Origin of the sequence: Fibrella aquatilis, from assembly GCF_017353255.1 — a bacterium.
GTDB lineage: Bacteria > Bacteroidota > Bacteroidia > Cytophagales > Spirosomataceae > Fibrella > Fibrella aquatilis.
The window spans coordinates 1-234 of record NZ_JAFMYU010000065.1; the positions used below are offsets into that span (position 1 = coordinate 1).

General features: G+C 49.6%; 1 rRNA gene. It reads left to right on the forward strand.

Annotated features, from left to right (window positions below):
* The first annotated feature begins 116 nt into the window (after nucleotides 1-116).
* Nucleotides 117-227 (forward strand): 5S ribosomal RNA (gene rrf, locus J2I48_RS28155).
* The last annotated feature ends 7 nt before the right edge of the window (nucleotides 228-234 follow it).

Sequence of the window (234 nt, forward strand, 5' to 3'; positions counted from 1 at the left end):
AATACATCTGTTTTGGTGTGTGTATCTACTAATATTAATTAGCTATCTTTCTTCCCAGTAGTGACAAGACGCTGCACTTGGCATAGTCTGTTTAGGACTATGCAACTGATAACTTGGTTGGTGGCAACGGGCGGGTGAACACCTTTTCCCATTCCGAACAGAGCCGTTAAGCCCCGCACTGCCGATGGTACTGGTGTCACGACCGGGAGAGTAGGCGGCCGCCACCTCGTCTTT